General features: G+C 34.5%; 23 protein-coding genes and 1 riboswitch. Of the genes, 5 read left to right on the forward strand and 18 right to left on the reverse strand.

Annotated features, from left to right (window positions below; genetic code table 11):
- Positions 1–13: 13 nt before the first annotated feature.
- The 3 genes from AC2A1D_RS14185 to AC2A1D_RS14195 form a co-directional block, all read right to left on the reverse strand.
- Complete coding sequence (locus AC2A1D_RS14185; RefSeq protein ID WP_484044247.1) at positions 14–1,174, reverse strand: O-succinylhomoserine sulfhydrylase; 1,161 nt, start codon at positions 1,172–1,174, stop codon at positions 14–16.
- A 118-nt stretch (positions 1,175–1,292) separates the two neighbouring features.
- Positions 1,293–2,828 (reverse strand): ACT domain-containing protein, encoded by a 1,536-nt coding sequence (locus AC2A1D_RS14190; RefSeq protein ID WP_484044248.1) that lies wholly within the window; start codon positions 2,826–2,828, stop codon positions 1,293–1,295.
- Position 2,829: 1 nt separating this feature from the next.
- The gene (locus AC2A1D_RS14195) at positions 2,830–3,771 is read right to left on the reverse strand and encodes an alpha/beta fold hydrolase (protein ID WP_484044249.1); all 942 of its coding nucleotides are present in this window, start codon (positions 3,769–3,771) and stop codon (positions 2,830–2,832) included.
- Between the two features lie 57 nt (positions 3,772–3,828).
- Positions 3,829–3,938, reverse strand: a riboswitch (SAM riboswitch).
- Between the two features lie 185 nt (positions 3,939–4,123).
- On the opposite strand from AC2A1D_RS14195, the gene AC2A1D_RS14200 reads away from it, so the two are divergent.
- Positions 4,124–6,730: an MGH1-like glycoside hydrolase domain-containing protein gene (locus tag AC2A1D_RS14200; RefSeq protein ID WP_484044250.1), complete on the forward strand. Its 2,607-nt coding sequence runs from the start codon at positions 4,124–4,126 to the stop codon at positions 6,728–6,730.
- Positions 6,731–6,816: 86 nt separating this feature from the next.
- Here AC2A1D_RS14200 and AC2A1D_RS14205 read toward each other — a convergent pair whose 3' ends face one another.
- From AC2A1D_RS14205 to AC2A1D_RS14245, 9 genes are all read right to left on the reverse strand, one after another.
- Complete coding sequence (locus AC2A1D_RS14205) at positions 6,817–7,242, reverse strand: OsmC family protein (protein WP_484044251.1); 426 nt, start codon at positions 7,240–7,242, stop codon at positions 6,817–6,819.
- A 45-nt stretch (positions 7,243–7,287) separates the two neighbouring features.
- On the reverse strand, positions 7,288–7,788 hold the full coding sequence (locus AC2A1D_RS14210; RefSeq protein WP_484044252.1) for a YegJ family protein: 501 nt from the start codon (positions 7,786–7,788) through the stop codon (positions 7,288–7,290).
- An 11-nt stretch (positions 7,789–7,799) separates the two neighbouring features.
- Complete coding sequence (locus AC2A1D_RS14215) at positions 7,800–9,122, reverse strand: DUF58 domain-containing protein (RefSeq protein ID WP_484044253.1); 1,323 nt, start codon at positions 9,120–9,122, stop codon at positions 7,800–7,802.
- A gap of 85 nt (positions 9,123–9,207) precedes the next feature.
- Positions 9,208–10,236, reverse strand: a complete 1,029-nt coding sequence (locus AC2A1D_RS14220) for an AAA family ATPase (RefSeq protein ID WP_484044254.1) — start codon at positions 10,234–10,236, stop codon at positions 9,208–9,210.
- Between the two features lie 163 nt (positions 10,237–10,399).
- Positions 10,400–10,867: an IS200/IS605 family transposase gene (gene tnpA / locus AC2A1D_RS14225; RefSeq protein ID WP_484044255.1), complete on the reverse strand. Its 468-nt coding sequence runs from the start codon at positions 10,865–10,867 to the stop codon at positions 10,400–10,402.
- 106 nt (positions 10,868–10,973) lie between these two features.
- Positions 10,974–12,134 carry a hypothetical protein gene (locus AC2A1D_RS14230; protein ID WP_484044256.1) on the reverse strand — a complete coding sequence of 387 codons (1,161 nt, stop codon included), beginning with the start codon at positions 12,132–12,134 and terminating at the stop codon, positions 10,974–10,976.
- A gap of 14 nt (positions 12,135–12,148) precedes the next feature.
- Entirely contained in the window at positions 12,149–12,943 is a 795-nt protein-coding gene (locus AC2A1D_RS14235; RefSeq protein ID WP_484044257.1) for a DUF4129 domain-containing protein, read from the reverse strand.
- Positions 12,936–13,898, reverse strand: a complete 963-nt coding sequence (locus tag AC2A1D_RS14240) for a DUF4013 domain-containing protein (protein ID WP_484044258.1) — start codon at positions 13,896–13,898, stop codon at positions 12,936–12,938. The genes AC2A1D_RS14235 and AC2A1D_RS14240 overlap by 8 nt, the downstream gene beginning before the upstream one ends.
- Positions 13,882–14,865 (reverse strand): stage II sporulation protein M, encoded by a 984-nt coding sequence (locus AC2A1D_RS14245; RefSeq protein WP_484044259.1) that lies wholly within the window; start codon positions 14,863–14,865, stop codon positions 13,882–13,884. Before AC2A1D_RS14245 ends, AC2A1D_RS14240 begins: the two co-directional genes overlap by 17 nt.
- A gap of 27 nt (positions 14,866–14,892) precedes the next feature.
- On the opposite strand from AC2A1D_RS14245, the gene AC2A1D_RS14250 reads away from it, so the two are divergent.
- Together AC2A1D_RS14250 and AC2A1D_RS14255 are read left to right on the forward strand one after the other, a co-directional pair.
- Positions 14,893–15,642: an RDD family protein gene (locus AC2A1D_RS14250; protein ID WP_484044260.1), complete on the forward strand. Its 750-nt coding sequence runs from the start codon at positions 14,893–14,895 to the stop codon at positions 15,640–15,642.
- A gap of 69 nt (positions 15,643–15,711) precedes the next feature.
- Positions 15,712–16,002 (forward strand): GNAT family N-acetyltransferase, encoded by a 291-nt coding sequence (locus AC2A1D_RS14255; protein WP_484044261.1) that lies wholly within the window; start codon positions 15,712–15,714, stop codon positions 16,000–16,002.
- Here AC2A1D_RS14255 and AC2A1D_RS14260 read toward each other — a convergent pair.
- From AC2A1D_RS14260 to smpB, 5 genes are all read right to left on the reverse strand, one after another.
- Positions 15,988–16,962, reverse strand: coding sequence for a glycosyltransferase family protein (locus AC2A1D_RS14260; protein WP_484044262.1), 975 nt, complete (start codon positions 16,960–16,962; stop codon positions 15,988–15,990). The genes AC2A1D_RS14255 and AC2A1D_RS14260 overlap by 15 nt on opposite strands.
- 56 nt (positions 16,963–17,018) lie before the next feature.
- Complete coding sequence (locus AC2A1D_RS14265; protein WP_484044263.1) at positions 17,019–17,843, reverse strand: UDP-2,3-diacylglucosamine diphosphatase; 825 nt, start codon at positions 17,841–17,843, stop codon at positions 17,019–17,021.
- Between the two features lie 267 nt (positions 17,844–18,110).
- A complete protein-coding gene (locus AC2A1D_RS14270) occupies positions 18,111–18,851 on the reverse strand; it encodes a YebC/PmpR family DNA-binding transcriptional regulator (protein WP_484044264.1) in 741 nt (246 codons plus the stop codon).
- 93 nt (positions 18,852–18,944) lie between these two features.
- Complete coding sequence (locus AC2A1D_RS14275) at positions 18,945–20,420, reverse strand: OmpA family protein (protein ID WP_484044265.1); 1,476 nt, start codon at positions 20,418–20,420, stop codon at positions 18,945–18,947.
- 77 nt (positions 20,421–20,497) lie between these two features.
- Entirely contained in the window at positions 20,498–20,956 is a 459-nt protein-coding gene (gene smpB, locus AC2A1D_RS14280) for an SsrA-binding protein SmpB (protein ID WP_484044266.1), read from the reverse strand.
- A 118-nt stretch (positions 20,957–21,074) separates the two neighbouring features.
- Here smpB and AC2A1D_RS14285 point away from each other — a divergent pair, with 118 nt between their 5' ends.
- The gene (locus AC2A1D_RS14285; RefSeq protein WP_484044267.1) at positions 21,075–22,697 is read left to right on the forward strand and encodes an ABC-F family ATP-binding cassette domain-containing protein; all 1,623 of its coding nucleotides are present in this window, start codon (positions 21,075–21,077) and stop codon (positions 22,695–22,697) included.
- An 86-nt stretch (positions 22,698–22,783) separates the two neighbouring features.
- Here AC2A1D_RS14285 and AC2A1D_RS14290 read toward each other — a convergent pair whose 3' ends face one another.
- A complete protein-coding gene (locus AC2A1D_RS14290) occupies positions 22,784–23,137 on the reverse strand; it encodes a DUF2541 family protein (protein WP_484044268.1) in 354 nt (117 codons plus the stop codon).
- Positions 23,138–23,602: 465 nt separating this feature from the next.
- Here AC2A1D_RS14290 and recJ point away from each other — a divergent pair, with 465 nt between their 5' ends.
- Complete coding sequence (recJ, locus tag AC2A1D_RS14295) at positions 23,603–25,318, forward strand: single-stranded-DNA-specific exonuclease RecJ (RefSeq protein ID WP_484044269.1); 1,716 nt, start codon at positions 23,603–23,605, stop codon at positions 25,316–25,318.
- Positions 25,319–25,336 lie beyond the last annotated feature (18 nt).

Below are 25,336 nucleotides of genomic sequence, written 5' to 3' on the forward strand. Positions count from 1 at the left end.
GGGCAAACCAAATTTACTCCAACGCTTGTTTCAAATCTGCAATAATATCTTCCACATTTTCCAAACCTACGGAACAACGAACCAAACCTGCGGTAATGCCTACTTCGTTTCTTTCGTCATCAGAAAGCTTAGAATGCGTTGTAGAAGCGGGATGCGTAACAATTGTTCTGGTATCTCCGAGATTTGCAGAAAGTGAACACATTTTAATTTTATCTAAAAATTTTCTACCACCATCAATTCCGCCCTTGATTTCGAAAGCAACAATATTTCCGCCGGCTTTCATTTGTTTTTTAGCGATTTCATAACTTGGATGAGAAGGTAAAAACGGATATTTTACCAATTCTACATTCGGATGATTTTCTAAAAACTCGGCAACTTTTAAGGCATTTTCACAATGTTTATCTACTCTAATCGCCAAAGTTTCTAAACTTTTAGACAAAACCCAAGCGTTGAAAGGCGACATTGCAGGTCCCGTATTTCTTGCGAAAAGATAAATATCACGAATTAAATCTGCTTTCCCTACTGCTACTCCACCTAAAACACGACCTTGCCCGTCGATTAATTTGGTAGCTGAATGTACAACGATATCCGCTCCGTATTTAATAGGCTGCTGCAAATAAGGTGTTGCAAAACAGTTGTCTACAATGAATATTAAATTATGTTTCTTCGCAATTTGTCCGAAAAATTCTAAATCTAAAACCTCAATCGCAGGATTTGTCGGCGTTTCTAAATACAATATTTTTGTATTGGGCTGAATATATTTTTCAACATTTTCAGAGTCTTCTGCTTTGAAGTAAGTGGTTTCGATATTCCATTTCGGGAAATATTTGGTAAACAAAGTATGGGTAGAACCAAAAACCGACTGACAACTTACCACATGATCTCCCGCATTAAGCAAAGTTGCCAATGTAGAATAAATTGCCGCCATTCCCGTCGCAAAGGCATAACCCGCTTCTGCACCTTCCATTTTCGCAATTTTATCGGTAAACTCGGTTACATTCGGGTTTGAAAAACGGCTGTATAAATTTTTGTCTTTTTCTTCCGCAAAACTCGCTCTCATATCTTCTGCATCCTGAAAAATAAAACTGGATGTTAAATACAAAGGTGTTGAATGCTCATCAAACTGCGTTCTTTCAGTTTGAGTTCTTATCGCAAAAGTTTCAAAATTATCCATATTATTTAATTTATCAATCTAGCAATTTACCAATGTACCAATCATCATTTTCAATCTTAAAAATCATTGGTAAACTGTTATATTGTTTCATTGCTACATTGTTATATTGTTACATTAATTATTTCGTAGCGCTGATTCTTAAAATGTCTCCAAAAACTCCTCTTGCGGTAACCTGAGCTCCAGCTCCGGCTCCCATAATGACGATTGGGTTTTCGCCATAACTTTCGGTATAAATTTCAAAAATAGAATCAGAACCTTTTAGCTGTCCTAAAGCTGAATTGGCAGGAACTGAAATCAGTTTTACATCCAATTCACCTTTGTCTTTTTGTAAATCTCCATGCAAATCTCCTACATATCTTAAAACATGCTCTTCTGCTTGGTTTTCTTTGATTTTTTGATATTCATCATCCAATTCTTCCAATCTCGAAAGGAATTCTGATTTTGAAACCGAAAGCAAAGCTTCAGGAACCAAATTCTGAATGTTAATATCTTCAAACTCATTAATTAAATCTAATTCTCTTGCCAAAATCAGCAATTTTCTTGCAACGTCGTTACCAGAAAGGTCTTCTCTCGGGTCTGGTTCTGTATAGCCTTTTTCTAAAGCTTCGTTGATGATGGTTGAAAACCTCTCGTCTCTCAAAGAAAAGTTATTAAAAACATAACTTAACGTTCCTGAAAACACCCCTTTAATTCTAGTAATATTTTCTCCAGAAAGGTGAAGCAATTTAATTGTATCAATTAACGGTAAACCTGCTCCAACATTGGTTTCGTACAGATATTGTTTTTTATTTTTCTCTAAAGATTTACGCAAATTTCTGTATTGTGAAATCGATAAAGTATTATAAATTTTGTTAGAAGAAACCACATCGAAACCGTTTTCTACAAAGGCATCATAATGTTTTACAAAATCTTTGCTCGCCGTATTATCTACCATTACAAGATTCTCTAGGTGATGCTCTTTTGCATATTTTATCAATGCATCAACGTTGGAATCTACTTGAGAATAATTCATTTTTTGTCTCCAATCGCTCCCGAAACCGCCTTTATTTAAAGCCATTTTCTTTGAGTTTGCGATAGCAACAATTTTCAGTTCAAGTCTTTTTCTTGTTAAAATATCGTGCGCTGAATCTAAAATCTGTTCAATTAAAGTTCCACCCACATTTCCATGACCAATTAATGCTAAATGCACCACTTTTGGTTTACCGAAAATCTCAGTTTCAACAATATTTTTTGCAATTTCGGTCTGGCTTTCCATCACAACGATATTTACTCTTCCTGCCGATGCAATTTGATTTAACAAAAGCGGGAAAATTTTATTTCGCTGTAATTCAGATAGAATTTTACTGTAATTTTCCGATACAAAGCCGATTACGGCAACATTATTTACACTATAAATGTTGCTTACAATAGCGTTTTCTTTTTCTATTTTAAATTCTTCAGAAAGAACTCTTACCGCATCTTGCGCATCTTTTTCGTCTACCAAAACCGAGATTCCGTTTTCAATCGCTTGCTGAGAAATTACTCCCACGCTAATTCCTTCGTCATTTAATCTTTTAAAAATTCTGGAATCAATCCCGATTTGGCCAAGAAAATCTTTGCCTTCAAAATTTACCAGTGCTTTGCTTTGATAGATGTTTATTGTTTCTGTCGTCATTTTATTTCAGAATAGATTTTATGATATTATTTAATTGTTCGTACTCCATTAAAAAGGCATCGTGCCCATGAATTGATTGGATTTCGTGATAAAACACATTTTGTTTTTCCTCTTTTAGCCTTTTACAGCACATTCGAATTTCCGACGGAGGAAAGAAAAGATCTGTATCTACAGAGATAAGATGAATTTCGGCATGAATATTTTTCAAATGTTGCTCATCTGCTGAAAGATTCATCAACAAATGATTCATCAATCGATATGACTTTAAACTAAATCTTTCGTTTAAAGCTTTACCATGATAAATTAGCCAATCTTCAGACTCTAATCGTTGTTTTTCTGTATTGTATTTTGTTTGAAATCTGTCGTTTAAGGATTCCGGAGTACGATAACACAACATGGCATGAATTCTCGCTTTTTGCAAAGGCTCATCTTCTTGATTCAACAAAAATTTCTGAACCAGACATTGTGCGTGAAGCCAGTCGTGTGTTTTAAAATCACAGGCAATAGGAACGAAAATTTTGGCAAGAGAAGTTTGTTTCGCCAACATTTCCCAAGCAATTCCGCCACCTAAAGAACCTCCGATTACGGCATACAAGTTTTTAATCTGAAGAAAATCTAACCCTTTTAAAAAGATATTTGCTATATCTGAAGCGGTAAAATCTTCATAATTTTCAATAAAAAAGTTGTCGTAGCCGTTTCCGGGAATATTGAAACACAGAACCGTATAATGATTAGTATCAATTACCTGATTTTCACCGATTAATTTCTTCCACCATCCATTTTCGCCAGAAACTTCAGAATTTCCAGTTAATGCATGATTGATTAAAATAATGGGTGCTGTAAACAATTCTTTCCCGAAAAGCTGATAGCTTAACGAGATTTGATATTCTTTACCTCCATCGGTTTGATACGAAAAATTAATATGTTTAAGTTCTGTTTTCAATTCTATTATTTTAATACAATTGAAAATGCCACAGGAAATGGCTGAAAGAACTTCAGTAAGTTATCTGTCCAAAAATAAATTTGGTAGAACGTAGCACCTTCATTGCGCAATGCAAAGGGTTGCTAAGGTTTCATAGGGTCTAATCCCTCAACCTTTCTTGATAACATTTTCAATATTTGAATGAACGAGTGGTGCAAAGATATATCTTTTCTTTTAATTATTAAAATAAAAAAAATTAACATTAAATTTTCCCTTACAATAAGCTTTTCAGAGGGTTATTAAGAATTATTCAGACCTGAAAAATTGTTTTTCATGCTCAAAAAAATTAAATTCGTAGAGAAAATGAAGCTATATGAACGTCGAAAAAGATAGATTAAACAACCAAGATTGGAAAGATTGGGGTCCTTATGTGAGCAACAGACAATGGGGAAATGTACGTGAAGATTACAGTCCCGACGGTAATGCCTGGAACTTCACCAACCACAATTCTGCAGAAAGCTACGCTTATCGTTGGGGCGAAGAAGGAATCGCCGGAATTTCTGATCGTAAGCAGCTTCTGTGCTTTGCACTTTCCTTCTGGAATGGCAAAGATAAAATGGTAAAAGAGCGTTTTTTCGGTCTAAGTAATCCGCAAGGAAACCACGGTGAAGATGTAAAAGAACTTTTTTACTACCTCGATAATACGCCTACGCACAGCTACATGAAAATGCTGTACAAATATCCTATTAATGCTTTTCCTTATGATGAATTGGTCGCTGAAAACGCCAAAAGATCGAAGAAAGAACCAGAATATGAAATTATCGATACAGGAATTTTTGATAATGATGAGTATTTTGATATTTTTATTGAATATTGCAAAGCCGATCGTACCGATATTCTCGTAAAAGTAACTGTACACAACAGAAGCAAAGAAGATGCGCCTTTAACGGTTCTTCCTACAGTTTGGTTCAGAAACAACTGGAAATGGGGATACAACCAATACAAGGGACAGTTGAATGCCTATTCTGATGATTACATCAACATTCACCATGATAGTGTTGATGTAAAAAAATTGTACACCAAAACTCCGGGTGAAGCATTATTCTGCGAAAACGAAACCAATACCGAGAAAATATATGGTTCTCCAAAACAAGAAAACGCTTATTACAAAGACGGTATTAATGATTTTATCATAAAAAAAACACCAACTGTAAACCCTGAAAAAAGAGGTTCTAAAGCTACTTTTGTTATTACCAAAACAATTAAAGCAGGAGAATCTGAAGTTTTCGAATTACGATTAACCTCAGAAGTTCTAGACCAGCCTTTTGAAAATTTTGAACAGATTTTTGCTGAAAGAAAAAATGACGCCGATGAATTCTACAAAGAAATTCAGGACGAAATTGAAAGCGAAGACGAAAAAAATGTGCAAAGACAAGCGTTCGCAGGTTTACTTTGGAACAAACAATTTTACCATTACAACGTAGGAAAATGGCTGAAAGGCGACCCAAATTTTGATGCTCCAAGAAACTTTAATCATTATGTAAGAAATGCAGAATGGCATCATCTTCATAACAAAGAAGTTATTTCCATGCCTGATAAATGGGAATATCCTTGGTACGCAACTTGGGATTTGGCTTTCCATTGTGTGCCTTTTGCTCTCATTGATGCCACTTTTGCAAAAAACCAGCTCCTTTTGCTCACCAAAGAATGGTACATGCATCCCAACGGACAAATGCCTGCTTATGAATGGAACTTAAGCGATGTAAACCCACCTGTACATGCATGGTCTTGCTTTAGAGTTTTTAAAATTGATGAAAAACAAAACGGAAAACCAGACCTTCTGTTTTTAGAAAAAGTATTCCAAAAACTTCTTTTAAATTTCACTTGGTGGGTAAACCGAAAAGATAAAAACGGAAAAAACATCTTCGGTGGAGGTTTCCTTGGGCTCGATAATATCGGTGCTTTTGACCGAAATATGGAACTAAAAGATGGGCAACATCTTGAGCAAGCAGACGGAACCAGCTGGATGGCAATGTACGCTCTCAACATGATGAGAATTGCGATGGAACTTGCGCAATATTATCAAGTTTATGAAGATATGGCGATTAAATTTTTCGAACATTATCTTTATATTGCTGAAGCGATGGAAAATCTCGGCGACGGCAAAAAAGGTCTATGGAACGAAGAAGACGGCTTTTTCTACGACGTTTTACAACTTGGAAATGGCGACAGTGTTTCTTTACGACTCCGAAGTATTGTAGGTCTTATTCCGATGTTTGCGGTGGAGATTATCGATCACGATATCCTTGAAAAAATGCCTAATTTCCGTAGAAGAATGGAATGGGTTCTAAAAAACAAACCAGAACTTACCAAGCTTGTTTCGCATTGGGATGAAGAAGGGCAAGGAAGAAAACATTTAATGAGTATTTTAAGAAAAAATCGTCTCTCAAAAGTGTTAACAAGAATGCTTGATGAGAAAGAATTCTTAAGCACCTACGGAATTCGAGCTATGTCTAAAGTGTATGAAGAAAATCCTTTCGTTTTCAACGTTCACGGAAACGAAAACGTGGTGTATTACACTCCTGCAGAAAGCGACAGCCGAATGTTTGGCGGAAACAGCAACTGGAGAGGCCCAATTTGGTTTCCTATTAATTTTTTAATTGTTGAAAGTTTGCAGCGATTCCATTTTTATTACGGAAACAGCTTGAAAGTAGAATTCCCAACCGGAAGCGGTGAAAAGAAAAATCTAGACGAAATAGCCCAAAATATTAGCAACAGACTTTGTTCTATTTTCTTGAAAGATGAAGACGGAAGAAGAGCCTTCAACGGAACATACGATAAATTTAATTTTGATGAAAACTTCAAAGATTACATCACGTTCTTTGAGTATTTCCACGGAGATAATGGTCGTGGTGTCGGAGCTTCCCATCAAACTGGATGGACGGCTACTGTTGCCAAGCTTCTAAAACCAAGGTTTTAGAGTTTGAGAGTCGGAGTGTTTTAGAGTTTGTGAATTGATAAAGATTAATCAATTCCTTTACTCTAAAACGCTCAAACTCTTCAAATTTATTTCTCTACTTTTTCTCCGTTTACAAAAACTTCATAGCCAATTTCAACATTTGGTTCTAAAGTTTTAGAAACAGAACAGTATTTTTCGAAAGACAATTCTGATGCTTTCAATGCTTTTTTAGGGTCGATATTTCCTTCCAACAAAAACTTTACAGTAATCGATTTAAACGGTTTTGCATCGTCTACAGGAATTCTTTCGCCTTCAACTTCGGCTTTAAAATCTGTAATTTCTTGTCTTTGTTTTTTCAAAATAGAAACCACATCAATTCCGCTACAACCTGCAACAGCCATCAAAACGCTTTCCATAGGAGAAACTCCTTTTGCGCCTGGTTGTGAAGTATTATCTAAAAGAATTGAATTTCCCTGGCTGTTGGTGCATTCAAACAAAAAATCGTCGTTAATTCTATTGAGTGTTATTTTCATGAGTAATTTGAATAATAAGTAATAATTGCAAAATTAGTGATTTCCTTATTCATAAATCAAACCTTCCGAATCCATCTGTTTTAATTCTTCTTCGCTCATGGTTTTACGCAGTACTTTAACTGTATAAGCTCCTTTTACAATATTCTTGTCATAATACATCCAATCTGAAAGATTATCAATATTTATCTGTACAGAATCTCCCAACTTCACTCCAATATTTTCATACGGTTCGTTCTGAATTACACCCAAATATTTTCCTTTCTTAAACTCAATTTCGCCAATCCATATATGTTCGCCCGCTCCATCTGGAAGTTCAAAACGCTGTTTAATCGCAAAATTTGAAAAATTGGGATTCTTACTTAAAAGAGCCGTATGAAAATCTTTATTAAAGGTAGACTTAGCGTTTGCAATTGCTGCATTCATTTCATCGTCTTCTGTTTCTACCAAAACTAAATCATCTTGGTCACCTCTCGTAATTCGCTCTCTTTTTTCTTGACATCCCGCTGTAATAAAGCCAAATATCGCAATAATAAATATTTTTTTCATAGCCATAGATATTACAAAATCCCTCTTGCTTTAATTTCTAAATATTTGTTGATGACTTCTATGTTGAGATTTTCAGGAAGCGTGTAGACCGAAAAAATACCGTATTTTCTAAGTTCTTGAATGATTAATTTCTTTTCAAACTCAAACTTTTCGGCGATAATTTGGTCATAAATTTCCTGCGTATTTCCTGGTTCTTTTTGAATAAGTTGATGTAATTCTGAATTTTTGAAAAATACAACAACCAACAAGTGATTTTTGGCTATTCCGCGAAGATATTTTAATTGACGATTTAAACCATCTAACGTTTCAAAATTGGTAAAAAGCAACACCAAACTTCTTTGGTTCAACGAAAACTTTACATCTTGGTACAATCTGTTGAAATCACTTTCAAAAAAATCTGTTTTTACATTGTAGAGAGATTCAGAAATCTTCCTCAATTGTCCAGATTTATGGTCTGCGGCGACTTTGTTTTCGGCTTTTTTAGAGAACGTCATCATTCCGGCGCGGTCACCTTTTTTAAGAATAATATGCGACAAAGCCATCGTTGCATTAATCGAATAATCCAAAAGACTCAGCCCATTGAAAGGCATTTTCATGGTTCTGCCTTTATCAATAATCATAAAAACACGTTGCGCTTTTTCTTCCTGAAATTGGTTTACCATTAAACGATTCACTTTTGAAGTTGCCTTCCAGTTTATCGTTCGAATATCGTCTCCCGGAACATATTCTTTAATTTGCTCAAACTCGATGGTATGACCAATTTTTCTGATTTTTTTGATTCCACCTAAAAGAAATTCATTCTGAAGCGCCATCAATTCGTACTTTCTGAGATGGATAAATGACGGATAAGCCGCCAACATCGCATCTTTTTGAAACCTAAATCTTTTCGCAACAAAGCCTAAAGGCGAAGAAACGTAAACATTTAACGCTCCAAAACTGTATTCACCACGCTCTTTTGGTTCTAAAATGTATTGAAAAAAAGAGTTTTTTCTACTTTCAATCTGTTTTTTAATCAAAAAATCTCTCTTCTGAAACTGAAACGGAATTTCATCAATCACATTTACATTAATTTTGAAACTGTAATCGTTTCTAATATCAATTTTTACAGGATTTTCGTCACCATTTGAAAGTTTTTCGGGCAAAATTCTTTGGGCAGTTACGCCTTCTTTTCTGTTGAAAACAAAGAGAAATTCTACCATTGCCGCCAAAAACACCAAAAGCAGAAAAATATGCGCAACCATCATCATCCACGGAAAAAAGAATGCCAAGACATAGACAATTCCCACGGCGATAAGCGCAAGAAAAAAACGGGTATGGAGATACAGGTTTTTCATTTTTTATGTTGAAAGTTCTAGGTAAAAATTATTAAACTAAAACTTCTTTACTGAATTAATTAGTCCGTTAAGCATTGCAGAAAATCTATCTAGGAATTTCTATTCCTTCTAAAATCTGTCTGATAATTTCGTCGGCAGTAAGTCCTTCCATTTCTCTTTCCGGAGAAACGATTACACGATGTCTTAATACGGCGTAACTTGCTTCTTTAATATCTTCAGGCGTTACAAAATCTCTCCCTCGCAATGCTGCAAAAGCTTTAGAAGCCGTTAAAAGTGCCAAACTTGCTCTCGGAGATGCTCCTAAATAAAGGAATTGATTTTCTCTTGTATTCAAAATAATTTTAGCGATATACTCTATAAGCTGAGATTCTACTACAATTTCTTTCACAAGATTCTGATATCCTTTCAGTTGAGTAGCGGTAATTACTTTATTGATGCCTTCTGTTTTATCTTCAACACGACTTTCGTGCTGATGTTTGATGATAGCAATTTCTTGTTCTAAATTTGGGTAACCTACATTTATTTTAAACAAAAAACGGTCTAGCTGCGCTTCCGGAAGTCGGTACGTTCCTTCGTGCTCAATTGGGTTTTGCGTAGCAATTACGATGAAAGGTTCTTCCATTTTATATTGATAACCATCCATCGTAATCTGTCTTTCTTCCATTACTTCAAAAAGGGCAGATTGTGTTTTTGCAGGCGACCTGTTGATTTCATCAATCAAGACAAAACTGGAGAAAATAGGTCCTTTTTTAAACTCAAATTCAGAATTTTTAACATTGAAAACCGACGTTCCCAAAATATCTGAAGGCATTAAATCTGGCGTAAACTGTATTCTGCTAAAGTCTACATCAATGGTTTTCGCTAAAAGTTTTGCAGTAATGGTTTTTGCCACTCCTGGAACCCCTTCAATTAAAACATGACCGTTAGAAAGCAGTGCTGCAAGCAAATGCTCAATCATCGTTTCTTGCCCAACGATTACTTTTCCGATTTCAGACTTTACTTTTTGAAGACTGTTCTTCAAATCCATCATATCTATTCTCAGTTCGAAGTTATTTTCTTCTTTCTGCAGATTGATGCTATTTTGTTCTGTATTTTGATTCTCAATGTTTTCCATTGCTTATAATTTTTTTAGAAATTTTTCGCCCAAAAGAGCTTTATTCAAATTCTGAAGTTATTTTTATAGAAATTTATTTTTCTTGATTAGGGTGGCTCCGTAGGAGCCAAACCTTTGTAGCTGCGAATCTTCTGATAATGGGAGCTCCGGAGGAGCGACACCTTTAATCATTATAAAATTCAAAAATATACTCTTCTTTAAAATCAACTTCAAATCTTGTTAAGAAGTCTAAGTATTCTTCTTTAAAGTTTTGTTTTTGATGATGAATTTTTTGATTTAAAATATACTTAACTACTTTATCAATCTGGCTTTTTGAATACGAAAATACACCATACCCTTCTTGCCAGTTAAATTTTCCATTAAACCAATGCTCATCATTTATCATTTTTGAAGAACTTGCTTTAATATCTCTTACCAAATTAGGAATCGTAACATTCAAATCATTATACCCTATTAACAGATGGATATGATCTGGATTAGCATAAATAGCTAGTAATTTTTGCCTGTTGTTTTGAACAATTCCTGTGATATATTTTTCCAACCGTTCACGTTTTTCTTCCCTTATCAGTCGCTCTCTTCCCTTTACTGCAAAAATAAACTGAACAAAAATTTGTGAATATGTATTTGCCATCTTTTTTAACGTTACAAAGTTGTCGCTCCTACGGAGCTCCCTTAAAACCACCTCATTTTTTCTACAAAGGTTCGGCTCCTCTGGAACCTTACTTTTACTTTTTAAACTATTTTAAAATCTCATCAAGCAAACGATTCATTTTCGCTAAATCTTCTTTCATTACAGAAGCATAAGGATCTTGTGCTTTCTTAATGAGCGTTATTGCTTCGCTAATCTGTTCTTCAGATTTCCCTGTTTTCAATTGGAGCTTTTTGGCAAAATCTTCATCCAAATTTTGGGTATCAATCAACAAATCCATTCGTACTTTATGAAGAAAATATTGCGCTTTTTTCGCCATCATTTCATGAAAATCTCCTTCTTGAAGGTAAAGATTTCCGATACTTTTCACAAATTCTACCGAAGAGTTTTTCAATGGTTCAATAATGGGCACAATACGTTGTTTTCGTTTTACATTAAACATAATAAAAAGAAACATGCCTCCTAAAAGCATCCACCAAGCGTATCTCAGAGCCGGATTGTTCAAAATAAACCTCATAAAAAACTGAGATTCTCCTTCGTTTTCTTCTTGCGTAAACCAAACGGTTTCTCTGTCTGGAAGGTAAGAAAAAACATCTTGGGCATATTGCGCATTTCCTTTACGAAGCAGGTAATAATTGGTAAGAAAAAGCGGTTCGCAATGCATATAAAAATATCCTTTACCAAATTTTGCTTTAATAAAAACGGCTTGATCTGCTGCTTTTTCCGATATAACCTTGCCTAGAATTTCTACTTCAGGTTTCACATAAGTAAAGCCTCTCCCTCCTGGAAATTTATCTATTTTCACAAAACTGTTTCCAAGCTTTTTATCTGTAAGTTTTAAAACATAATTTTCTGCATACGTAAAATTAGACGTGTAAAAACCAATACTGTCTGAAATATTTTTAGGAATACGTTCGTTAATAATCATTGCGGTAGACCCATTAGAAACCTCATCCATTATTTTTTCCCAAGATTCGGGGTCTAGTTCGGTTTCTAGAACCAAAATATTATGGGGATCTTTCTTGTTTTCCTCATAAAAATTGTACGGATTATCTGCAATCTTCTTAAGTTTATTATTAAACAACAACTTAGCTTCCTGATTAAAGACGTATAAACCAAAAGGAGATTTTTTGGTGACATCAAAATTCTTGCGCCAATCTGTAGTTTCAGTTTTGTTGGCTTCCAGTAATGCAATGATGGCAAGAACAACCACAAAAATCACAGCATATAATTTGAATGTTTTATTCATTTTTTACTTTTGATTTAAGGTTTAAATTCTTGAAACTGCTCTTTAAATTTCGTATACGCATGATGATCAATGCTAAACTCACCATACCAAATGTAATCGAAAATTAAAGCCAAATCTATAAACTTGCTCTTAAGATTTCCATCTTTTATTTCGTTGCTATAATCACGGTTGGTTTTCTCTGGGTTCCACGAGATAAGCTTTTTATCACTCAGTTTTTTTAATATCAATAGAAACTGATATCGAACAGCCAATCTGTATTCTGCTGAGTTTTCAAATTTTGAAATCGTATCCACAAAATTAATTTCATGAATATTCTCTTGAAGATCTTCCTCATTAATTTCGGTTTTTGTGTTTTTCTTTCCAAAGAAACCAATGTTACTTCCTATTAAATATTTAATTAAAAAATAAATAACAAAACCTACTAAAAGAATCGCAAAAATCTTAAGCAATACTTTACCAAGACTAAAAGATGCGTCCAAATTGTTTCCAAAAAGGCTGTCTATAAATCGATTAATCTTTTTCATAAGCCTTTCTAAAAATGATTCTTGAGGCTTTACGACATCATAATTAAACTCCTCATCTTGATATTTTGCACGAAGATCTTCTTTAAACTTTTTAGGATATACTTTGTTCTCTGTTTGCGGTTTTGTTTTCAGCAATGAATCGGAAGCCACCATGCCATCAAAAGGGTTTGTATCTTCTATAATAGATTCTACCGTCTCCTCTTCTACATACGCAGAATCATTATTTTGCGCCCAAGCAAAATTCCCGAGTAAAAGCATTCCGAAAAAAAATAAAAACTTACCCATTGAGACCAATTGTATCTATTTCTTCCATCTCCAATTTTTGGTGTAAATCTCTTCTGCTGTCAAAGTAAAGCAGCCCTGAGTTGATGTAAAGAACATTCATTAAAAGACCAGAAATGATGATTGCAACCCCGTAAAGAATTACAAACACGACTCCAAAACCATTGGCAAATGGATTGTTTTCAAAATTGGCATCGGAAGGAGCAACAGCAAGCCTCATCACTAAAATCATCATCGGAATAGCTGTAAAAACACTCGTAACAATGTAGTATAAAACAAATAAAATGATGCTTGATCCCCAATATTTCCAATAGGGAGATTTTTCTCTTCCATTTGCGTATGAGAATTGCGATCTCACACTGTAACTTAAACTTTCAAAAAAGCCACGATTGGTATACATATAATCATAAACCAAAAAAGTAATGGCGTTGAAAATTGTAGGAACTAAAAACATCATTATCGGAATTCCGATAAAAATAAGAACCATAAAGTAGGAAATTGCAAACAGCACAAATGCAACCGGAATCACCAAAAGAATAAGGCCGAAATACAATCTTGCTACCTTTGCTAAATTCGTTTTAAAATCAGAAATAATTTCGTCGGCTTTTATCTTTTGTTGCCCATTTGCAATCCTTTTTATATAAAAAACGGGATACAGCAAATTGAGCATCATGAGAAAGGAATAGAGAATAAGAATGAGAATTCCTGTTCCAGCCATTAAAGCCCAATTATCATTAATATATTGATCGAAAAAGTATGATTCTCCAGAAAGATTTCCGTTAAAAATTTGCCCCAAAAATTCATTAAACCCAAAGTAAGATACCAAAACTAATAAAATCATCATCAATCCGTTGATGAGGATAAAGTTTTTAAAGTAATTACCTCCGTAATTTTTGAAGAATGCAAAACTATCGGTAATAAAATTTCCGAAGTCGCGGTTTTTATAAAATTTGATCATTAATTAGTTTTTTTTGTTTTTTCGCAACATAAGCCGGATAAACGAGGTAGTAGCCGCCTATTAAAAAAAGTGATCCGAAAATAATAAGTAGATTAAGCGATAAAGGCATATCTAGAGCATGTCTCGTAATATATCCTTCAATAATACCCGCACAAATGGTAAAAGGTACAGTACTTAAAAATATTTTAAAAGAATCTTTAAAACCTATTTTCAGAGAATTAAATCGTGAATATGTTTTAGGAAAAAGAAAAGATGCTCCTAAAATTAAACCACACATAGCCTCGATAATCATTGCAAAAATTTCAAAAGTACCGTGAAGCCAAATTCCCTTTGCACTATCTGCCAAAGCCCCATAATCGTAGAAAAAATACTGGAAAGAGCCCAACATAACACAATTGGAAAGAAAAACATACAAAGTTCCTATCCCAGCAAAAGCTCCAAATACATAAAGCTTTGCGCCAACAGCAATATTATTAAACACAATCCCGATTGTACTTCCCCATGTAGAACCACTTTGATAAACCCCTACCGCATTACCGTCTTTTATGTTTTCTATCGTCATGTTTACATATCCTTCACCTAAAATAATATTCACAAATTCTTTATCGTAAATTGCAGAGATTAAACCAATGCAAGTAAAGAGAAAGAAAAACGCAAACGCATAAGTTAAATATCTTTTGTACTGATAAACCAAAAGCGGAACTTCTGTTGCAAAATAATACAACAAACGATTTTGCTCCATTCTTTTCGTTTTATAAATCCTTTGGTAAATCTGTGAAGAAAGATGATTAAGGTAAACTACCGTATTGCTTTTAGGATAATAAGTCTGGGCAAAAGAAAGGTCGTTAATCAGGTTAATGTATAGAGACGAGAGCTCATCAGGATTTTTTTTCAATTTCCCTTGAATAATCTCTTCGATTCCCAACCATTTTTCTTTATTTTGTTTGATGAAATAAACTTCTCTCATAATTGTGAAGCTAAAATAATAAAAAATATGTCTCAAATTGCGATAAATACATCACAAAATGTAAATATAAACTTTAATTTATCAAATATTGGTGAAAGGTTTTTGGCTTTCCTTATTGATGGGGTTATTATGCTTGCTTATATATTCGCTGCGTTTTATTTTTTTATAGAAATACTCAATTTAGACCGATATCTATCCAATCTCGATTTTTGGTCGCAGCGCGCCATCGCACTCGCAATAATGTTTCCTGCAACAATCTATCCTTTGGTGATGGAAAGTATAATGGAAGGCCAAACTCCCGGCAAAAAGCTTATGAAAATTAAAGTCGTAAAAATTGATGGATACCAAGCAAGTTTCGGCGATTACCTTATTCGATGGGTTTTCAGAACGATTGATTTTACTTTCTTAGGAATTGTAGGTTTGGTTTCTGCTGTGGTCACAAAAAACAATCAAAGATTAGGTGATATTGCAGCGGGAACAACCGTGATTTCACTAAAAAATAAAATCAATATTTCGCATACAATTTTAGAAAAACTTCAAGACAATTACGTCCCAACTTTCCCGCAAGTAATTGCATTAAACGATAATGACATGAGAATCATTAAAGACAATTACTTAAAAGCTTTGAAAATTGATGACAGACAAATCATTTCCAAACTTTCTGATAAAATTAAAAATATTCTAAAGCTTGAAGTAGATCCTACTCTAATGACGGAAAGACAATTTATCGGAATTATTATCAAAGATTATAATTATTACACAGGAAAGGAAAATTAAGTATTTCCTCAAGAAAAAATTTCAACACAATCGGTTCGGTTTTTGCAAAGAATATTAAAAATAACAGACATGACTTTCACCAACAATAAAAGTGGAAACGGCGGTGTAATTACTCTTAACAACGAAATCAGTGAAATTGGAAGACTTACTTACACCATTTTTCCGGAAGACAAAAAACTAATTATCTCTTTCGTTTTGGTACACCCAGAATTTGAAGGTCGCGGAATGGGAAAATTTCTCGTAGAAGAAGCCATTAAATTTGCCCGCGAAAACCACTGGAACATCTACCCTCATTGCTCATACGCAAGGTCTGTAATGCGAAGAATGGACGATGTGCAAGACATTTTACTTGAACGTTAAAACCTCTTTTACAAGAATATCCTCAATATTATTTGGATAATCTACAGAAAAATGCTGGTCGGATGAAACCCACGCTTGTATTTCTTCTTTTTTTAAAGTTTTAGACGCTGGAATTCCCATTAATTCAAGCGCTGCAGCATTGCATTCCTGTTCGTATTGATGATGAATAGGGATTACAAAAAGTTTTTTATCTAAAAATAAAGCTTCTGCAGGAGTTTCGAAACCGGCGTTGCACAAAATACCGTCACAGCTTTCAAACGCTTTTAAATACTCGGTTTGGTCGATAGGAAAAATCTCTACATTATTTTCCTTTCGATACAATTTTGAATGTTTGGAAAAAACTTTCCATTCAACTGGAATCTGGCTTAAAACTTTCACAATATTTTCATCCGAAAAGCTGGGCAAATACACCAAATAAAATCCTTTTTTTGAGGCGTTTAATTCTCTAATTTTTTGTCTAATAACAGGCGTTTTTATCTTTGGATGATAAGATTCGAAATGAAAACCAATTTTATGTATGCTTGGAACATAATATTTCAAGATCTGCTCTCCGAAAAAATCTTTAACAGTTGGTTTGGGTGTTTCATTAAAACTCATGGAAGCTTGATGGCTCAGTTCCAAAAACGGAATTTCTTTCACCTTACAAGTCCAACCCGTTAATGGTTCGTAATCATTTATAATTAAATCATACCCAGAAAGGTCTAGCGAATAAATGGTTTTTAACGCTTTAAAGTAATTATTTTCAAAAAGAATTTTAGAATAAGAAATTCCTCCCGATTTATTGTAAAGCAAAGAAATACCTTTATGTTGATGATTAAGCGGAAAATCTGCTTTTAACTGCGACTGATGACCACTGATGAAAGTTTCTACCTCTCCATATTTTTTTAAAAGCGGAACAATTTCCTGAGCTCGTGCCATATGTCCGTTTCCTGTTCCTTGAAATGCGTAGAGGATTTTCATGTATTAAAATATTATTTGAAATGGGTATTTAATTCAATTTACCAAAATTTTAGCACTTATGTAAATTGAGTCACAATTTTCATCAATTCTTCACTATTGATATCCTGAAATTCTTCATTCTCGTCATCTTTTAACAGATGTTTATGTTCATCAAAATTAAAGATAGTCCACTCTCCGTTATGATATTCAAGCGCAGATAAATTTTCTATCCAATCGCCAGAATTTAGGTAAGTACAAGAACCTTTTTTGTTTTCAACTTTTCTAATTTGTGGTTGATGAATATGACCGCAAACAACATAATCATAATGATTATCGATGGCAAGTTCGGAGGCGGTCAATTCAAAATCGCCGATATATTTCACGGCTTTTTTCACATTGTTTTTGATTTTTTTTGAGAATGAATATTTCTCTCTGCCCATTTTTTCTAAACACCAGTTTACCAAATTATTGATGATAATGAGCAAATCGTAGCCTTTCCCACCCAATTTTGCAATCCATTTTGAGTGTTGTACCGAAGCATCAAAAACATCACCATGGAAAATCCAGGCTTTTTTACCGTCAAGTTGTAGATTGAGTTTGTTGCAGACTTTTAGTTTTCCCAATTCGAAGTCTGTGAATTTCCGGAACATCTCGTCATGATTTCCTGTGATGTAGAACACATCGGTGTTTTTTGTAGCCAAAGAAAGAAATTTCTTGATGACTTTGAGGTGAGGTTTAGGAAAATATGACTTTTTAAATTGCCAAATATCGATAATATCACCGTTTAGAACTAATGTTTTAGGTTGTATCGAATTCAAGTATCTGAGTAACTCTTTCGCCTTACATCCATAAGTTCCTAAATGTACATCCGAAATGACAACCAATTCAATGTTTCTTTTCATTTACAGAGATTTATATTCTCAGTGAACCAACGTGATCGCCAATCGATGCAGTATTCACATTTACCCATGTTGGCGAATTCACAATTTGATTCTTTTGCAAAGAAACTGATTGAAAATTAATTGTATATGAATGCTATATTATTTTTGTTGTACTCGCAAATTCATCTCATAAAATAGCCACGAATACTCGAACTTTTGATTTTCCATTATTGAGGAAATTTATTCGTGTATCCGTGGCAAAATATTTTAGCCAGAGGTTAAAATAATTTACAAAGATTCTAGCAATTCATCTGTAATTTCCATGTTGTGATAAACGTTTTGTACGTCATCATCTTCTTCAAAACGTTCAAGCATTTTCATATTTGCTTTGAACTGATCAAGGCTTACCTCCTTTGTATTATTCGGAATTCTTTGTAGCTCTGCACTTTTAGCTTCAATACCTAGCTCATCTAATTTGTGAGAAAGTGATCCAAAATCTTCAAAAGCCGTGGTAATCATCACCTCTTCTTCGTCTTTTTCTACATCTTCTGCTCCACCATCGATCATCTCCATTTCAAAATCGTCCCAATCCATCGTGATTTTAGAAAGCTCAATCGTGAAAATCCCTTTTCTATCGAAGATAAAAGCAAGCTCACCGTTTTTCCCTAAGTTTCCATCAAATTTATTGAAAACAGCTCTTACGTTGGCAACCGTTCTTGTTGTGTTATTGGTAGTACATTCAACAAAAAATGCAACGCCACCTTGTCCGTAACCTTCATATGTTACTTCTTCGTAGTTTTCAGCATCAGCACCACTTGCTTTTTTAATAGCTCTTTCAACGTTATCTTTAGGCATGTTTGCCCCTTTAGCGTTTTGGATACATCTTCTTAACGCTGGGTTAGATTCTGGATCTGTACCACCCGCTTTTACTGCCAATGCAATGTCTTTACCTATTTTAGAGAAAGTCTTGGCCATCTTATCCCATCTAGCCATTTTAGAAGCTTTTCTATATTCAAATGCTCTTCCCATTTCTGATATTAAATTTTCACAAAAATACTCAAAAGTAAAATACAAAAAAATACCCCCAGTACACTGAGGGTATTATTTATTTAGAAAAATTAATTATTTTTTCTTAGTTGACTTTTTAGCAGGAGCTTTTTTAACAACTACTGGTAAGTCTGATTTTTGCATAGCTTGCCAAGCATCTTTATCGATAGCTTTAACAACTACTTTTCTGTCAGCCATTCTTTCAGCATCAGAAGCAGTTTCAGCAACTTGAGCTTCTTGCTCTCCAAGACCTCTAGATTTCAATTGATCTCCGTTAACACCTCTAGATTCTAAAGCAGCAACTACAGAAGCAGCTCTTTGTCTAGATAGATTCAAGTTGTAAGAATCTTTACCTTTCTTATCAGTATGACCTTCTACTAAGAAGTTTCCATCAACTGAAGACTTGATAATAGTAGCAGCTTGATCTAATTTTGTTTGAGATTCTGGTCTGATAGTAGCTTTGTTGAAGTCGAATAAGATACCTTTCAATGATCCTGTAATCTCATCAGCAATAACTTCTTTAGGTTTTGGACAACCTTTGTACTCAGGAAGACCTGGAACTGAAGGACAAGCATCATCTTTATCTAAGATACCATCACCGTCTGTATCTGGCCAAGGGCATCCGTTGTTTTCTGCAGGACCTGCAACTGAAGGACAAGCATCATCTTTGTCGATAATACCATCACCGTCTGTATCTGGCCAAGGGCAACCTCCGTTTTCAACTGGACCAGCTACATCTGGACATTGATCGTCTTTATCTGGAACTCCATCACCGTCAGTATCAGGACATCCTTGGAATTCTGGTAAACCTGGTGTATCTGGACATAAATCGTCTTTATCTAGGATACCATCCTTATCTCTATCTCTGTTACCAAATCTGAAGTTCAATGAAGCACCTGCTTGCCAAAAGTTAGCTGCTGTAGATTTATCACCTGGAGTAGAAACATAATCTCCTTGAATACCTAAACCGAAGTTTTTAGTAATCCAGAAATTAACGCCCGCACCTGTTGCAACAGTAAAGTGATTAGCACTACCCATATCTGTACCATTTTCTCCTTCTCCGATTACTTCAGCAGGGTTTCCGTTAATGAAAGCTTGTCTTGGGAAAGATAGAGAAGTGTAATCATGTCTTAGATAGTTTGCACCAACTCTCAAATATGGATCAAACCAAGATTCTTCGTTCCAAAGAAGACCAGCTGCCTTAGCTTGGAAACCTAAACCTGTTTGAAGGAAAAATTCTTTCCCCATGTTGAATCTCTTATTCTCAACATTACCTACAGTAGTTTGCCAGTCGATAACTAAACCTTTACCGATGTTTCTCGCAACTGTTAATTTAGACAATGGTGGCGTAATCGAAAAATTGTTCATGTTGAACATATTTTTCGTTAAGTTATTTGCAGACCACGTGTTGCTAAAATTAGCACGTTGTGCTGTATGGTTTTCCGCGTGAGCACCAACTCCGATTAACCACGGATTGTTGGTAGTCTGAGCGAAAACAGTAGAGGCAACTGTAAGTGCCAATGCTGAAATTCCTAATTTTAGATTTTTCATAGAATTAAATGATTAAATAATTGATATTGCAAAATAAATATAATTTTTCTTTATAAACAAAGTTTTGCGGATGATTTTTAACTTTTCTTTAATATTCTATCGAGGTTTCGTTTATTTTCTCTATCTTTTATTGCCTCTCGCTTGTCGAATAGTTTTTTTCCTCTCGCCAAAGCAATTCTAATTTTTGCTTTTCCCTTGTCATTGATAAATAACTTTAGTGGCACTATGGTATTACCGGCATCTTTAAGCTTTTTTTCAAGCTTTACAAGCTCTTTTTTGTGCAACAGCAATTTTCGTTCCCTTTTTGTTTTGTGATTATAAAAAGTTCCAAGCTTATATTCATCAATCATCATATTTATTATATAAAGCTCATGCTCAATAAACTGACAAAAAGATTCCGCAATAGAAGCTTTCGAAGAACGAAGGGATTTTATCTCGGTTCCTGTAAGAATCATTCCTGCTTCAAATTCTTCAAGAATTTCATATTCAAACCTTGCTTTTCTATTTAATATATTGACTGTCTTTTCAATCTTCATACTCCAAATATTTTATATGAATATACAAATTTGAATCAATAAGCCCAACTTGTATACTATTATATTAGAAAATACCGAAATTCTTTTCGTATTTTTGCCAGCAAATTTACAAACTTATATGTTAACAGTATCTAACTTATCTTTACAATTCGGAAAGAGAGTACTTTTTGACGAAGTAAACATCATGTTTACAAAAGGTAACTGCTACGGTATTATCGGCGCAAACGGTGCAGGAAAATCTACATTCCTTAAAATATTAACAGGAAAACAAGACCCAACAACTGGCCACGTTTCTCTAGAGCCAGGAAAAAGAATGTCTGTTCTAGAACAGGATCACTTTGCTTACGACCAATACACTGTGCTTGAAGCAGTTTTAAGAGGAAACAAAAAATTATTCGAGATAAAAGAAGAGATGGATTCGCTATATGCGAAAGAAGACTTCTCTGATGAAGACGGAATTAAAGCAGGTGAACTTGGCGTAATCTACGACGAAATGGGAGGATGGACCGCAGAATCTGATGCACAAACCATGCTTTCTAATGTAGGTATTACAGACGATATGCACTGGCAAATGATGAGCGAGCTTGAAAACAAAGACAAAGTAAAAGTTCTTTTAGCTCAAGCTCTTTTCGGAAATCCAGATGTTCTTATTCTCGATGAGCCTACCAACGATTTGGATATCGAAACCATTTCTTGGCTAGAAGATTTCTTGGCAGATTACGAAAACACCGTTATTGTTGTATCTCACGACCGTCACTTCTTAGATACGGTTTGTACACATATTGGTGATTTAGATTATGCTAAATTAAACCTTTACACAGGTAACTACTCTTTCTGGTACCAAGCGTCACAATTAGCAACAAGACAAAGAGCTCAAGCAAACAAAAAAGCGGAAGAGAAGAAAAAAGAACTTCAAGACTTCATTGCAAGATTCAGCTCAAACGTTGCTAAAGCTAAACAAGCAACTGCAAGAAAGAAAATGATCGATAAATTGAATATCGACGATATTAAGCCTTCATCAAGAAGATATCCTGCCATTATTTTTGAAATGGAAAGAGAAGCAGGAGATCAAATCTTAGATGTAAAAGGTCTTGAAAAAACAAAAGACGGAGAGTTATTATTCTCTAACATCGATTTAAATCTTAAAAAAGGAGATAAAGTTGCTGTATTGTCTAAAAACTCATTGGCAATTACAGAATTCTTCGAAATTTTAGCTGGAAATGTAGAAGCTGACAAAGGAACTGTTGCTTGGGGAGTTACTACAAACCAATCTCACATGCCTTTAGACAATACAAATTTCTTCCAGGAAGATTTAAGTTTGGTTGATTGGCTGAGACAATTCACGAAAAATGATGAAGAGCGCCACGAAGAATTCGTAAGAGGATTCTTGGGAAGAATGCTTTTCTCAGGGGATGAAGCTTTAAAATCTTGTAAAGTACTTTCTGGAGGTGAAAAAATGAGATGTATGTTCTCTAGAATGATGCTTCAGAAAGCAAACGTTCTTTTATTAGACGAGCCTACAAACCACTTAGACCTAGAAAGCATCACAACGCTGAACAACTCTTTATCTAACTTCAAAGGAAACATTTTACTTTCATCTCATGACCACGAAATGCTTTCAACTGTTTGTAACAGAATTATTGAGCTAACTCCTACAGGTATTATCGATAGAGAAATGACTTACGATGAATATCTTGCTGATAAAAAAGTGAAAGAATTAAGAGAAAAAATGTACTCTTAATTTAAATCAACTTTAAAAACATAAAAAATTCCTCAAATAAGTTTTGAGGAATTTTTTTTATGGATACAAATCAATTAAAAGAATCACTACTTCATCCCAAATAAAGTAACATCTGCTCTTCCATTTAAAATACCTTTAGTATCATACCAGAACTCTACAGATTTCAATTTTCTTTTACCACCTCTCAAGTCAATAATACGACTTTCTCCTCCTTTTTGTATATTATACCTCAATTCGATATTTTCAGGACCCCTACCATCATCATAACGTACAACCATACGTCTCATATTTAAGGGAGAATCTGTTACTTTAAATTTAAGTTTACGGAAGTAATCGTAAGGACCAGAAACAACAATCACGTCATGATCTGCACTATGACCCGCATGAGTTGTCCCTAAAACCCTCCAAGAACCAACAGCTCCGCCACGAGGTCTTACCACTTTTTTGAGCCTGAACAGAAGTACAGAACATCAACATTATCAATCCAAGAAGATAAACTGAATTTTTCATAGGTTATAATTTTAGTTTTATTAAAAAAGTTAACTAATTGTACAAGTTCAAACAATTTAGAGTAAAGCTATCTTGGGAAATTATAAAATCTACCGAACAACTATATTCCAAAACATTTAGACTGAACAACTTATCTGCAAATTACAAAAGAATTCTGAAAGTTTATAAAAAAATTACAATTAAAAATTTCTCAGTAATAAAGGGTGTTTACATCAAAAAAAGAGTATGATTTTGAAAATTTCGTTCCCCTTTTTTCAACAGAAATTGAAAAATTTCAACGAAATTAAATCCACAAGATGTATTTAAAATAAAATAACCCAAAAAAGCAACTTCAAAATTCTATTCACAAAATTTTTAAACTAGGCATTTAAAACTTTTTTCCCTATTTTTGTGGAATGAGTCATAAATGGATTTTTAAACCCGAACCTGATGAAGAAATTGTTGATAGATTGAGTTCGTCGCTTGGTTTTGGCACTTTTGAATCTAAACTCCTCGTTCTGAGAGGAATTGACAATTATCAAAAGGCAAGAGAGTTCTTCAAACCTAATCTTAACGACATTCACAGTCCTTTTTTGATGGCAGATATGCAAAAAGCGGTAGAACGCATTGCCACTGCAATTGAAAACGGAGAAAAAATACTCGTGTACGGAGATTACGACGTAGACGGAACTACGGCAGTTGCTTTAATGTACCTTTACCTCAGCAAAATTGTTGAGAAAAAATACCTAGATTATTACATTCCAGACAGAAATTCTGAAGGTTACGGAATTTCAACTGAAGGAATAGACTTTGCCAAAGAAAACGGCTTCACCCTAATTATCGCTCTCGATTGTGGTATCAAAGCTTTGGATATGATTTCTTATGCTGCAGAACGCAACATCGATTTCATTATCTGCGACCACCATTTACCAGGAGACGAAATTCCTAATGCAGTGGCGGTTTTAGACCCCAAAAGAAGCGATTGTAGATATCCTTTTAAGGAACTTTCTGGCTGTGGAGTTGGTTTTAAACTTTGCCAAGGTTTAAATACAATTTATAAAATTCCGGAAGCTGAATTATTCGAGCTTACCGACCTTCTTGCCATTTCCATCGCTGCAGATATTGTATCGATGACTGGCGAAAATAGAGTTTTAGCTAAACAAGGACTAAAAGTACTTAGAAAAACCAGAAATATGGGGCTTCGTCTTTTGATTCCTGAAGAAAAACTGTCACATTTCGAGATTTCAAATATTGTTTTTGAAATTGCTCCAAAAATAAACGCCGCAGGAAGAATTTCTCACGGTAAAGCAGCTGTAGAATTAATGGTTTCAGACAATTTGAAACACGCACACCAAATCGTTTCAGACATCATGAATTTGAATGATGAAAGACGCGAACTGGATATGAACTCTACCCTTTCTGCTTTAAACCAAATTATAGAATCTCAGCAAGAGACAAAATATACTACCATCGTTTACCATCCGGAATGGAACAAAGGCGTTATCGGGATTGTAGCTTCAAGATTAATTGAAACATATTACAAACCGACTTTGGTTTTCACCGACGGAAACAATGGCGAAATGGTTGCTTCGGCGCGTTCTGTTTCAGATTTTGATGTGCACGAAGCTTTAGATATGTGCTCTGAATATTTCTTGAAATTTGGAGGCCATCACGCTGCAGCAGGACTTTCTATGGAAAAAGAAAAATTTGAGGCTTTCAAAGTAAAATTTGAAAAAATTGTTTCTGAAAAAATTAAAGAGCATCAAAAAGAACCTTCAATTACGGTAGATGCGGTGATGGAAATTGATGAAATTAATCGTGAATTCATCAACTTTCACAGAAAACTTGCACCTTTTGGACCACACAATATGAAACCGAATTTGGTTTTAAAAAACCAGAAAATCTCTGGTTATGTAAAAACGATGGGCAAAGACAACAGTCACCTAAAATTTTACATCAAGCAAGAATCGACGGGTAGAAACATCGAATGTGTTGGTTTTAAATTAGGGCAATTTGCAGAAGATTTTAGAACTAAAAACTTCGATATCGCTTTCACTCTTGAAGAAAACCATTGGAAAGGCAATGTAACGCATTATTTGAATATTAGAGATGTGAAGTTTCGTGAGAACTAAAACTTAGGTTGAGACTGA

It is taken from the genome of Chryseobacterium sp. HNCC26DJ239, assembly GCF_057180445.1.

What these genes read in the sequence shown, in the direction of transcription:
- AC2A1D_RS14200 (WP_484044250.1), top strand. Translation starts at nt 4,124, where the DNA reads ATGAACGTCGAAAAAGATAGATTAAACAACCAAGATTGGAAAGATTGG.
- recJ (WP_484044269.1), top strand. Translation starts at nt 23,603, where the DNA reads ATGAGTCATAAATGGATTTTTAAACCCGAACCTGATGAAGAAATTGTT.
- AC2A1D_RS14255 (WP_484044261.1), top strand. Translation starts at nt 15,712, where the DNA reads ATGACTTTCACCAACAATAAAAGTGGAAACGGCGGTGTAATTACTCTT.
- AC2A1D_RS14260 (WP_484044262.1), bottom strand. Translation starts at nt 16,962, where the DNA reads ATGAAAATCCTCTACGCATTTCAAGGAACAGGAAACGGACATATGGCA.
- AC2A1D_RS14235 (WP_484044257.1), bottom strand. Translation starts at nt 12,943, where the DNA reads ATGGGTAAGTTTTTATTTTTTTTCGGAATGCTTTTACTCGGGAATTTT.
- AC2A1D_RS14285 (WP_484044267.1), top strand. Translation starts at nt 21,075, where the DNA reads ATGTTAACAGTATCTAACTTATCTTTACAATTCGGAAAGAGAGTACTT.
- AC2A1D_RS14190 (WP_484044248.1), bottom strand. Translation starts at nt 2,828, where the DNA reads ATGACGACAGAAACAATAAACATCTATCAAAGCAAAGCACTGGTAAAT.
- AC2A1D_RS14275 (WP_484044265.1), bottom strand. Translation starts at nt 20,420, where the DNA reads ATGAAAAATCTAAAATTAGGAATTTCAGCATTGGCACTTACAGTTGCC.
- AC2A1D_RS14185 (WP_484044247.1), bottom strand. Translation starts at nt 1,174, where the DNA reads ATGGATAATTTTGAAACTTTTGCGATAAGAACTCAAACTGAAAGAACG.
- AC2A1D_RS14270 (WP_484044264.1), bottom strand. Translation starts at nt 18,851, where the DNA reads ATGGGAAGAGCATTTGAATATAGAAAAGCTTCTAAAATGGCTAGATGG.
- tnpA (WP_484044255.1), bottom strand. Translation starts at nt 10,867, where the DNA reads ATGGCAAATACATATTCACAAATTTTTGTTCAGTTTATTTTTGCAGTA.
- smpB (WP_484044266.1), bottom strand. Translation starts at nt 20,956, where the DNA reads ATGAAGATTGAAAAGACAGTCAATATATTAAATAGAAAAGCAAGGTTT.
- AC2A1D_RS14215 (WP_484044253.1), bottom strand. Translation starts at nt 9,122, where the DNA reads ATGAAAAACCTGTATCTCCATACCCGTTTTTTTCTTGCGCTTATCGCC.
- AC2A1D_RS14210 (WP_484044252.1), bottom strand. Translation starts at nt 7,788, where the DNA reads ATGAAAAAAATATTTATTATTGCGATATTTGGCTTTATTACAGCGGGA.
- AC2A1D_RS14250 (WP_484044260.1), top strand. Translation starts at nt 14,893, where the DNA reads ATGTCTCAAATTGCGATAAATACATCACAAAATGTAAATATAAACTTT.
- AC2A1D_RS14230 (WP_484044256.1), bottom strand. Translation starts at nt 12,134, where the DNA reads ATGAATAAAACATTCAAATTATATGCTGTGATTTTTGTGGTTGTTCTT.
- AC2A1D_RS14245 (WP_484044259.1), bottom strand. Translation starts at nt 14,865, where the DNA reads ATGAGAGAAGTTTATTTCATCAAACAAAATAAAGAAAAATGGTTGGGA.
- AC2A1D_RS14205 (WP_484044251.1), bottom strand. Translation starts at nt 7,242, where the DNA reads ATGAAAATAACACTCAATAGAATTAACGACGATTTTTTGTTTGAATGC.
- AC2A1D_RS14220 (WP_484044254.1), bottom strand. Translation starts at nt 10,236, where the DNA reads ATGGAAAACATTGAGAATCAAAATACAGAACAAAATAGCATCAATCTG.
- AC2A1D_RS14265 (WP_484044263.1), bottom strand. Translation starts at nt 17,843, where the DNA reads ATGAAAAGAAACATTGAATTGGTTGTCATTTCGGATGTACATTTAGGA.
- AC2A1D_RS14240 (WP_484044258.1), bottom strand. Translation starts at nt 13,898, where the DNA reads ATGATCAAATTTTATAAAAACCGCGACTTCGGAAATTTTATTACCGAT.